Here is a 10,805-nt window from a genome sequence, read left to right on the forward strand (position 1 = left end):
CAAATAAGAGTCGTATGGGAAGGCATCCCTACGACTCTTATTTGTTCCTTTATTTCTTCTTAAGCCTGAATCACTATTCCAACCTCTGCCCCAAATCGTTTAGACTTTTGGGACATTTTCCAAATGAAATTAAACTGGTCTGACTGCAGTAAAAGTATTTTTCGTTATGATGTCACCATACCAAGTCCAATAATCTCCCTTTTTAAAGACTTTTAACATTACCGTAAAGGAACCTTGAGAATGTGAAGAGAGGATTTTATATAAACTTGATTTATCAATCTTGTGGGTCTTTGAGGAAGATGTCATGTCTCCTGTTACAGGACATGTCATTTGATTACTATTCATGAAACAAATCTCATAGCTGAATGCAGCAGATGTTGATTTCTCGATTGTAACATTAATCCAGTTATCACTTACTCCATAGTAGGTTGAATCGGTATAAACTCTTGCAGTGTGGCCGTTATTCACAGATTGAAATCCTGAATCAGCACCAGCCGCTGCTGAAACAGCCGTTACAAAAACACTAAAGCAGAGGAGCAGAATCAAAGATGCAAGAGATACTTTTTTCATTTGATTAACCTCCTATTATATGGTTCATTTAGATAAATCTAAATGTTAACCCTATATTAACACATAGGTAATATTTTGTATGTAGAAAAATGGAAAATATATAAAAAGATTAGTTGTAAATCGTGTTTTATGGATTTTTTTTGACAACTAATCGCGAAATAACAAACAAGAGCCGTCATAAATCTTCTCAAAATTCCCACATAAATACAGAGAGGCAGAAGCCCCCCTCAGAGTATTTTCATTCATGAACTTTCGCTGATGCTGCCAGAAGGTTCTTCAAGCGTCTAACCTTCTGATTATTGTCGATATACCTATCATCCAGGATGCAGCTCACCCAGGAGACGGTCAGGACGTTGACGATGTCCGCACCGCAGCCTGCGTAATCAAGTCGGGTATCCTGGAAAAGATCAACGAAGTCTTGTACACTTTCGAGTTTGGAGAAAGGGGGCTGCTGTTCATTTGATAATCAGATCTACGATGTTTACGATAAGAGACAGCACCATAAGCCCAATCGCTACATCGATTTTCCTCATCTCATCTGCCCCTTCCTGTATTCTGTGTTCCGAGGCTTTTTTCTTTGTCTACGTTACCCACACTCTACCCACAAAAACGGTGTCAAACATCGGATCACGTTGTCCAACCTTGTCTAAAGTGAAAGCTCAGAAAACCGCACCATTTCAGTTTTTTGGACAACAAAGGGCAATATTGTCCACTTCGTAATAACTAAATCTGGAAGTTCATTCTTGGCTCTCCACTTCGGATGATGGTATAATTTGAAGTGATGTTCATGTACATAGATAACCTACAGACTACAGAATCGATTGAGAAGAAGGAGTGCCGACCAATGAACAAAGAGTCGAAAGATTACTCCAAATATTTTGATTTCTCGAATGCCAAAGTCATTTCCGAGGATGAACAAGGCAAACGGATTCGTATAAATGGTCGTGAAATCAACATTATTTCGGAGCCTAACCAACGTGAGGAGAAGCAGCGGGGCAAGCAGGATATTCAGGTACACTATGATCAGGCCGTGCCTGAGGAGCTGCAGGGACTAGGCGTTGGGAAGAAATATATTATTTATACATTTGGCTGCCAAATGAACGAGCATGATTCCGAGACGATGAGCGGCTTGCTTGAACAGATGGGCTATGAAAAAACGGAAGACCGAAAACAAGCAGATATTATCTTATTAAATACATGCGCGATTCGTGAAAATGCAGAAGATAAAGTATTTGGTGAGCTTGGACATTTGAAGACATTGAAGCTGCAAAGACCGGGGCTTATTCTTGGCGTGTGCGGTTGTATGTCCCAAGAAGAAAATGTCGTGAAGCGCATTATGCAGAAGCATCAATTTGTTGATATCGTATTCGGTACGCATAATATTCACCGCTTGCCGATCTTGGTGCGCGATGCCTTGTTTAACAAGGATATGGTCGTGGAAGTGTGGTCTAAGGAAGGCGACATCATCGAGAATCTGCCGAAGAAGCGGGAAGGGATGCGAGCTTGGGTCAACATTATGTATGGCTGTGATAAGTTCTGTACATATTGCATCGTTCCTTATACCCGTGGCAAAGAACGCAGCCGCCGTCCGGAAGACGTAATTGCCGAAGTAAGAGACTTGGCTCGTCAAGGATTCAAGGAAATTACACTGCTTGGTCAAAACGTCAACGCTTACGGCAAAGACTTTATGGACATCGACTACTCGTTCGGCGATCTGATGGACGAAATTCGAACTATTGATGTACCGCGTATCCGCTTCACTACTTCACATCCAAGAGACTTTGACGATCGATTAATTGAAGTACTTGCGAAGCGCGGCAACCTGGTTGAGCATATTCATCTTCCTGTACAATCGGGAAGCACGGAAATATTGAAGAAGATGAGCCGCAAGTATGATCGGGAGCGCTTCCTGGAGCTGGCATTTAAAATCAAACAGGCGATACCGGATGTTGTCTTTACAACGGATATTATTGTAGGGTTCCCTGGCGAGACGGACGAACAGTTCGAAGAAACGATGTCACTTGTACGGGAGGTAGAGTTCGACTTTGCCTATACATTCATCTATTCCCCGCGCGAAGGCACACCGGCGGCAGGGATGGAAGACAATGTTCCGATGGAAGTGAAGAAGGAGCGTCTGCAGCGCCTGAACGCCCTGCTGCAGGATCAGAGCCGTCGAAGCAATGAAAGGCTGCAAGATCAAGTGGTGGAGGTGCTAGTGGAAGGGGAGAGCAAGAATAACCCAGACATTTTATCCGCTCGGACGCGCACGAATAAGCTTGTCCATTTTGCAGGATCGGCGTCGTTGATCGGTCAAATTGTTCATGTTAAAATTACAGATGTGATGTCCTATTACATCAAGGGTGTGCTTGTCACACAACCGATGCAAATGACTTCTTAACCTTTTCTTTATTTTCGGATACAATAAACGAGAAGAGATAGATTTTACCAATATAATTCAGGCCGAATAGATGGGAGAGGTTCTCATTGACGCAACAATCACAATCTTCGAAGGTGAATTCGGAACACGCAGAACACTCGGAGCATGAGGAGCACGTCCATCGATCGGGATGCGGTATACCGAAGTTCAATACGCGGGATTTGCTAGTACGAGAAGATATTATGGCGAAGGCGAAGCAGTTGTCTGAACTCATCATTACAACGGATGAGGTTCGGCAATATCAGCAAGCTGAGAAGCAAATTCAAACGCATACTAGGGTACAAGAGCTGATCTCAACGATTAAGAAGAAGCAGAAGGAACTGGTTGCGTTCCAATCGTTCCAAAACGCGAAGATGGTAGATAAAATCGAGAATGAGATTAGTGAGCTCCAGGATGAACTGGACAATATTCCACTCGTTGTGGAATTCCAGCAGAGTCAGAGCGATGTGAATTACATGCTGCAACTGGTTATGTCGGTTATTCGTGATACGGTATCTGATAAGATTGAAGTAGAAGCAGCAACCCCTGAAGCGCCAGAATCATGCGACTAAGCACGGATGAATAGAAGAAGGTTTCCTACAGATGATGTGGGAAACCTTCTTTTTCTTATGCACGGAGAGGGGATCATCGATTATCTTTCATAGTAGGCAGCATTGCTCCAAGGTACACAGACGACGTATGCGGCATAGGAGCAGTATAGTCGTCAGCGAGATTGAGCCGTTGGCAGCCTGCGAAACAATCAGGAGAGCAGCTTGCGGAATTGTTCGGTAAGCAGCGGCACCACCTCGAATAAATCACCGACGATCCCGTAATTCGCTACTTTAAAGATAGGGGCTTCCGGATCGATATTAATGGCAACAATGATTCGAGCTTGACTCATTCCTGCGATATGCTGGATGGCTCCACTAATCCCGCAGGCAAAATAAATCTCAGGTGTAACAACCTTACCCGTCTGTCCGATTTGCAACGAGTAGTCGCAATAGCCCGCATCACAAGCTCCGCGCGAAGCGCCGACTGCTCCATTCAGCACACGTGCCAGCTGTTCCAGGGGCTTGAACCCTTCGGCACTTTTCACACCTCGACCGCCAGAAATAATAATTTTGGCCTCTGACAAATCAACGGAGCCGCTCATCTTCGTGACGACTTCGTGGACAACCGTCCGTAGGGATGGGGCGGGGGCAAGCAAGGAATCAACTTGCGGCTGCTGAATGCTCTCGTGAGTCGGAAGTAACCCCGCTTGTTGAGTAACAGGAGTGAAGTTGTTAGGTCTAACCGTGATGATCCAAGGTCGTGCTTGATTGGCGAAGCGTCTAGTTTCTAATGCTTTGCCTGCATAGACAGGCCTTAGGAAGGTCGTGTCGGAGTCATCCGCACGAATCGATACGACATCGGATATTTGACCTGTATGGAGCTGAGCTGCTAGCATCGGCGCGAGATCACGTCCCATCGCTGTATGCCCAAGCAGCACGACGTCCGGCGATTGCTGCTCTGTAAAGGCATGCAGTGCCGCGAAATACGTCTCCGCCTCGTAATATTTATACCTCTCATCATCTGCGCAGCTAACTTGCGCAATTCCTGGAATCATCAAGGACTGGATTGTGTCCTCTGCAAGTTGAAACCCAATGACAAGCACAATAATTCGATCATAAGGCTTCGCCATTTGCGCGGCAGCACCAAGCGCTTCGAATGTAACCTGGCGCAATCGATCTCCGCGTATTTCAGCAATAACAGCATATGTGCGGCTCATAGCAGCACTCCTTTCCAGTCGATAGCACGCTTGCGGCTTCATGTTAAGGCTCAATCGTTACAAGTAAGTGCATGTTCAATTTGCAACCTAGTTAGAAAGAGTTAGAAGAGAGAGGAAGTATCGCGTAGCGATTGAACCAATTGCTCTACTTGCTCCGATACAGTGCCCTTCAATATCTGCCCCTCCTGTCTTGGGGGAGGAAGCTCGAGGGCTACTCGCTCTGTGGCAGGAGCATAAGATTCATTCTGAAGCTGTTCGGCAGCCGACCGCTTTTCGATAGGCTTCCGCTTCGCCTTCATAATGCCTGGTAGAGTCGGATATCTGGGCTCGTTCAATCCTTGCTGTGCCGTAAATAATGCAGGCAAGGTCACTTTGAGATTCTCGTTATCACCTTCTGCGTCACGACTGACCGTTACCTGCGAATCATCGATACGCTCGATCGAAGTGATCGCAGCGACATGTGGCAGGTCAAGCAGGCTGGCGACACGGACAGCAACCTGGGCACTGCCTTGATCCAACAGAGAAGTGACCAGAGAAGATTAGATCCGGCTGTTTCTCCTGCAATGTCTTTGCGAGCAAGTGAGAGATTGTGAATTCATCCATCCCCCCTGTGTCACTTGGCGACAGAACAAGATGTACGGCTTCGTCTGCTCCCATTGCGAGCGCTATGCGAAGCGCTTCCTCGGAACGATCAGGGCCGGCAGTCACTACGGTGACTACGCCGCCATGATTTTCTTTCCATCGTACGGCTTCTTCGATGGCATATTCATCATAGGGATTTATTATCCATTTTACTCCGTCTTCAGAGAGCAGACCATCTGTAATTATGACTTTTTCTTCTGTGTCGAACGTTTGCTTCATAAGCACAACTAAATTCAAGGTCATCACCCCAAGTTCCGGCTTCATTACGATCATTGTATGGAGAAATCTTCGGACTTATCTCTACTACTTTTATTCGAATTTCATTAACCAGTGGTCATAAAAGGCAAGAACGTATTTTTTCATGTCCCAACTCATATCCATCAAACATAGTTCATTACGAACAGCTATGTTGAGCAAAACGAGATCATGCATGTATCACCCAAAAGGGAGGGGAGGTATGGTGCTGATTTATGTAAAATGGCTTGTCTTTCTCTTCGTTGTTGCGATAGGCATCGGCTTGGCCGCTGCTGCAATTCGACGACGAGTCAGCTACATAGGCTTGGGGCTGGCAGGCACGAAGCCAACCGAGCAGGCGAGGCGAACCATGCGTGCCATAGGACAGACGTTCGGTCAAGGCAAGCTGTGGAAGGATCCGCGAAGTGGGTTTATGCATGCAGTAATGTTCTACGGATTCCTCCATTTGCAGGTCGGAGCACTAGATTTGATTTGGAAGGGGTTGACCGGCCACTCACTGCCGCTGCCAGCCCATCATGTCTTCATCGTGGCTCAGGAATGGACAGTGCTCATGGTGCTCACAGCAGTATTGTTTGCAGTCTATCGACGCTACGTGGAGAGGCTGCCACGCTTGAAGCGAGGGTGGAAGCCCTCAATTGTACTGTTCTTCATCGGCGGATTGATGGTGACTGTCCTTGGCACCATGACATTCGATTATGCGCTAGAGGCCTTGAATGGAGTTGGAGGGCCTAATGGCTCGATTACGGCAGGAATTGCATCGGCTATCGTAATGCCCTTGTCAATTGGCGCACATGCAGAACTGTGGCTCACCGTCGGATATGAATTATTTTGGTGGTTACATTTGCTGATTCTGTTTGCATTTCTCATATATGTGCCGCAATCGAAGCACTTCCACCTGATAACTGCACCGATTAATCTCTGGCTGAAGCGTTCAGAGGAAGAGACAGGGAAGTTGAAAATGATCAATTTGGAAGACGAGGAGGCAGAATCATTCGGGGTTGGAGCAATCGAGCAATTCGAGCGGAAGCAGCTGCTTGATCTGTATGCCTGCGTGGAGTGCGGGCGCTGTACGAATGTGTGTCCTGCATCGCATACGGGCAAGCTTCTCTCTCCTATGCATCTCATCTCGAAGCTGCGTGATCACTTAACCGAGAAAGGGGCAGCCATAACTTCGACCAACCCGTGGGTACCAAGCTTGGCAGCACCTGGGTCGCTGCCGTTCCATCGCATGGCGGAGGAAGGTGTGCAGCAGGCCGAAGGTGCATTTGATGAGCCAGCGGCGCTGCAGCGATTTCCGCAAGGGATGCAGGGGACGATGGCTAAGCAGCAGGAGAGATGGCTGAGAAACATACCTGATGAGCAGCATCCGTCTGCTCAGTCAATCGATTTGATCGGTAATGTTATTACCGAGGAAGAACTATGGGCATGTACAACATGCCGCAACTGCGAGGATCAGTGTCCAGTCGGAAATGAGCATGTCGATAAAATTGTAGACATGAGGCGCTATCTGGTGCTGACACAAGGGCAAATGCCTGTGGACGGACAACGAGCGCTGCAAAATATTGAGCGTCAGGGCAACCCATGGGGGATCAGCCGCAATGACAGATTCAAATGGGCCGCAGAGTGGACGAAGGAAACAGGCATAACTGTGCCGACGGTTAAGGAGCGTCCAGATTTCGAGGTGCTGCTGTTCGTGGGAGCTATGGGTTCCTATGATATGCGTACACAGCACGTAACGAAGGCACTAATTCGTCTTTTCTATGCAGCTGATGTGGCATTTGCTGTTCTTGGCAATGAAGAGCGGAGCTCAGGAGATACCGCGCGGCGTATGGGCAATGAATTTTTGTTTCAGCAGATGTGCGCGGAGAATATTGCAACGTTCCACAAATATGGTGTCCGAAGGATCGTAACCGCTTGTCCGCATACGTATCACACATTGAAGAAAGAGTATCCGGATTTTGGGTTGGATTCAGAAGTGCAGGTATATCATCACACAGAATGGCTGTATCAGATGTGGCAGGCGGGGCGTATTCGCTTCGTTCATCCGGTTCACGAGAGCGTCGCTTGGCATGACTCCTGCTATTTGGCACGTTACAACGGGATTATTGACGTCCCTAGAGAACTGCTGCGTGCAGTGCCAGAATTAACGGTGCTTGAATTGGAACGAAGTGGGGCTAATGCGATGTGCTGCGGGGCAGGCGGTGGTCAGATGTGGATGGAGGAAACGTCTGGGACGCGCGTCAATGTGGCGCGGGTAGAGCAGGCGCTTCAGGTTCAGCCTTCTGTGATTGGGTCTGCATGTCCATATTGCCTCACGATGATGGAGGATGGTGTCAAGGCGAAAGAGCGAAGCGATGTGCGCAGTGCCGATATTGCTGAGCTGCTCGTCAAGTCTGTATGTGGAATCTAATGGGTTCAGGGAGGTGGAGTGAAGCACGGCATGCTTGTATAGCCGTTCTGCTACGCTGCGTTAGCTGGTTACCATACGAGGCTTGCTATGGTGGCCTGGGCAGCGTCTGAGAAGGAGTGAGGCATATAGAAGGACAAATTGCGGGGAAGTGTGTCCGTGCAAAAAAAGGCAGCTAGGCTATACCATGCACATGCAAAAGGAGGGATACCGAGGTGAAACGATGGAATGAGGTTCAACGGGCAGCTGTTATTGGCTCAGGGGTAATGGGAGCCGCCATCGCAGCTCATTTGGCGAATGCAGGCATACGATGTCTGTTATTAGATATCGTGCCAGAAGAGCTGACGGAGGACGAAGTGGAGGCAGGCAAGACTCTGGAGCATCCGGATGTCCGGAGCCGCCATGCTAATCAAGCGATTGCGCGATTGAAGAAGTCGAGCCCAGCACCGCTCTATATGGAAGCGTTCGCAGAGCGTATCATACCGGGTAATACAGCGGATCATTTGCAGGAACTTGCGCAGGTAGATTGGATTATTGAGGCGGTCACGGAACGAGTGGACGTGAAGCGCACGGTGCTGGCGCAAATAGAGCGCCACTGGCAAGAAGGGACGCTGATCAGCTCGAATACGTCAGGCATTTCCCTTGACTCCATGTTGGAAGGGCGATCAGAAGCATTTAGGCGTTCATTTGTCGGCACTCATTTCTTTAATCCGCCACGATACATGCATCTGGTGGAGCTTATACCGAATGCATTGACGGATCAGTCGGTATTAGAAGGGGCCAAGGAATGGTGTGAGCGCAGACTGGGCAAGGGAGTAGTCATTGCCAAAGATACGCCTAACTTCATTGCCAATCGAATTGGGACGTACGGCTTGGTGATCACGCTTCAAGAAATGGAACGGTACGGTCTTACCATCGAGGAGGTCGATGCCTTAACAGGGCCGATTATCGGGCGGCCGAAGAGTGCTACATTCCGAACGCTGGATATCGTCGGACTAGATACATTCCTCCATGTAGCGAACAATGTGGCTGAGCATGCTGAGACAGAAGCGGAGCGGAATGCGTTTGCTCTCCCGCCTTGGTTCAAAGAAATGGTAGGACGAGGCTGGCTAGGAGAGAAGAGCGGCCAAGGATTCTATCGCAAGGTACGCAGCGGTTCACCTGGAGAAGATCCGATCCATGCACTGCGTTGGCAGGATTGGACGTATGGGCCGAGGCAGCAGGTTGCTTCGGTGACGCTGCAGCAGGCGAAGCGGGAGAAGGGAACGGCATCCAAGCTGAGAGCTGCAATCAGCGGCCGTGACCAAGGTTCACAGTTCATCTGGAGCATGATGAAGCAGGTATTGTGCTATGCAGCTTCCAAGGTAGGGGAAATTGCAGATCATATCGAGGATATTGATAAAGCAATGCGATGGGGCTTCAATTGGGAGCTGGGCCCATTTGAATGCTGGGATGCGATTGGTCTTCGGGATAGTGTCGCACGCATGAGGGCGGAGGACACAGAAATTCCGGCCTGGGTGGAGGCATGGCTGGAACAAGGTCACGAGCGGTTCTATGAGCAGCGAAGCAGCGGATTGTTCTTCGCCGCGGCAGGAGAATGGCAGCAATCCGTAGAGAGTGAACAATCGATATTGCTTCGCTCTTTGAAGGAACAGGGAAGGACAATCGCACGCAATAGCGGTGCAAGTCTTATTGATGTCGGCGATGATGTGGCCTGTCTGGAATTCCATTCTCCGAACAATGCCATCGGGGAAGATATTTTATCCATGATCGAGAAGAGCGTAGATATCGTAGCGCGTGACTACCGAGGTCTTATTGTTGCGAATGAAGGACGCAACTTCTGCGTTGGGGCAAATGTGATGCTTCTGCTCGGCGAGGCTCAGGCCGAGGAATGGGACGAAATCGACTTCATTATCCGCCAATTCCAGCGAGCGATGATGAAGCTGAAGGGCTTGCAGCGACCCGTCGTTGCTGCACCGCACCGAATGACACTTGGCGGAGGTGTGGAGGCGTGCCTGCCGGCCGATATGATTGTGTTCAGTCCAGAGACATACTTCGGACTAGTGGAGACCGGAGTTGGACTGATTCCTGGTGGGGGAGGCTGCAAGGAAACGGCGATTGCGCTCTCACATCGGCTGCCGCATCCCGATGATGATCTGAACGCATCACTTGTGCGCGCATTCGAGACGATCGCCATGGCCAAAGTGTCGAACAGCGGTCATGATGCACTGCGACTCGCCTATGTACGATCCCAAGATCGTGTGCTATTCGCAGAGCAGCGCCGTATCTATGAAGCGAAGCAGGCCGTTCTTGCTATGGATTCGGCAGGGTATGTAGGGCAAGTGCAAGAGGCTGGTCGACCATCTATACGCGTAGCTGGACGGGAGGGCTTTGGCGTCCTGCAGTTAGCCGTATCCAATATGCTGGAGGGCGGCTACATAAGTGAGCACGATGCGTTAATTGCTCGCAAGCTCGCACGTGTACTTACAGGTGGAGACGTGCCTGCCAATCGCCTCGTATCTGAATCGCATCTGCTCGATTTGGAGCGGGAAGCTTTCTTATCTCTTTGCGGAGAACGGAAAACACAGCAGCGGATGCAGCACATGCTGAGCAAGGGGAAGCCGCTGCGCAATTAGGGCATATCGAGTTAGTCTGGCAAGCAGGGCCGGAGCAGTGGTTTGGATAGCAGCAAAGAAACAAAGAAGCAACCAGTAACGGAACAACAGAACAACAGAACAACAGAACAA

The 10,805-nt window shown here is 49.0% G+C and carries 6 protein-coding genes and 1 pseudogene; 4 read left to right on the top strand and 3 right to left on the bottom strand.

The genetic code is table 11. From position 1 onward, the window contains the following. Positions 1-129 precede the first annotated feature (129 nt). Positions 130-570 (bottom strand): hypothetical protein, encoded by a 441-nt coding sequence (locus BBG47_RS25815; protein ID WP_065294127.1) that lies wholly within the window; start codon positions 568-570, stop codon positions 130-132. 844 nt (positions 571-1,414) lie between these two features. On the opposite strand from BBG47_RS25815, the gene miaB reads away from it, so the two are divergent. Both miaB and BBG47_RS25825 read left to right on the top strand, forming a co-directional pair. Then, a complete protein-coding gene (gene miaB, locus BBG47_RS25820; RefSeq protein WP_065294128.1) occupies positions 1,415-2,968 on the top strand; it encodes a tRNA (N6-isopentenyl adenosine(37)-C2)-methylthiotransferase MiaB in 1,554 nt (517 codons plus the stop codon). An 86-nt stretch (positions 2,969-3,054) separates the two neighbouring features. Continuing rightward, a complete protein-coding gene (locus BBG47_RS25825) occupies positions 3,055-3,558 on the top strand; it encodes a YlbF/YmcA family competence regulator (protein WP_065294129.1) in 504 nt (167 codons plus the stop codon). Between the two features lie 188 nt (positions 3,559-3,746). Here BBG47_RS25825 and BBG47_RS25830 read toward each other — a convergent pair whose 3' ends face one another. Together BBG47_RS25830 and BBG47_RS25835 are read right to left on the bottom strand one after the other, a co-directional pair. Continuing rightward, positions 3,747-4,754: an electron transfer flavoprotein subunit alpha/FixB family protein gene (locus BBG47_RS25830; protein ID WP_065294130.1), complete on the bottom strand. Its 1,008-nt coding sequence runs from the start codon at positions 4,752-4,754 to the stop codon at positions 3,747-3,749. A 101-nt stretch (positions 4,755-4,855) separates the two neighbouring features. Then, positions 4,856-5,633 (bottom strand): annotated as a pseudogene (locus BBG47_RS25835) (electron transfer flavoprotein subunit beta/FixA family protein). 220 nt (positions 5,634-5,853) lie between these two features. Between BBG47_RS25835 and BBG47_RS25840 the strand changes: the two are divergent. Beyond that, positions 5,854-8,061 (top strand): (Fe-S)-binding protein, encoded by a 2,208-nt coding sequence (locus BBG47_RS25840; RefSeq protein WP_065294131.1) that lies wholly within the window; start codon positions 5,854-5,856, stop codon positions 8,059-8,061. A 212-nt stretch (positions 8,062-8,273) separates the two neighbouring features. Then, the gene (locus tag BBG47_RS25845) at positions 8,274-10,694 is read left to right on the top strand and encodes a 3-hydroxyacyl-CoA dehydrogenase/enoyl-CoA hydratase family protein (RefSeq protein ID WP_083189617.1); all 2,421 of its coding nucleotides are present in this window, start codon (positions 8,274-8,276) and stop codon (positions 10,692-10,694) included. Positions 10,695-10,805 lie beyond the last annotated feature (111 nt).

This window comes from Paenibacillus sp. KS1, from assembly GCF_001680695.1.
Lineage (GTDB): Bacteria > Bacillota > Bacilli > Paenibacillales > Paenibacillaceae > Paenibacillus_B > Paenibacillus_B suaedae.

Excerpts from the sequence above, each read along its gene's own strand:
- BBG47_RS25815 (WP_065294127.1), bottom strand. The coding sequence starts at position 570 with ATGAAAAAAGTATCTCTTGCATCTTTGATTCTGCTCCTCTGCTTTAGT.
- miaB (WP_065294128.1), top strand. The coding sequence starts at position 1,415 with ATGAACAAAGAGTCGAAAGATTACTCCAAATATTTTGATTTCTCGAAT.
- BBG47_RS25840 (WP_065294131.1), top strand. The coding sequence starts at position 5,854 with ATGGTGCTGATTTATGTAAAATGGCTTGTCTTTCTCTTCGTTGTTGCG.
- BBG47_RS25830 (WP_065294130.1), bottom strand. The coding sequence starts at position 4,754 with ATGAGCCGCACATATGCTGTTATTGCTGAAATACGCGGAGATCGATTG.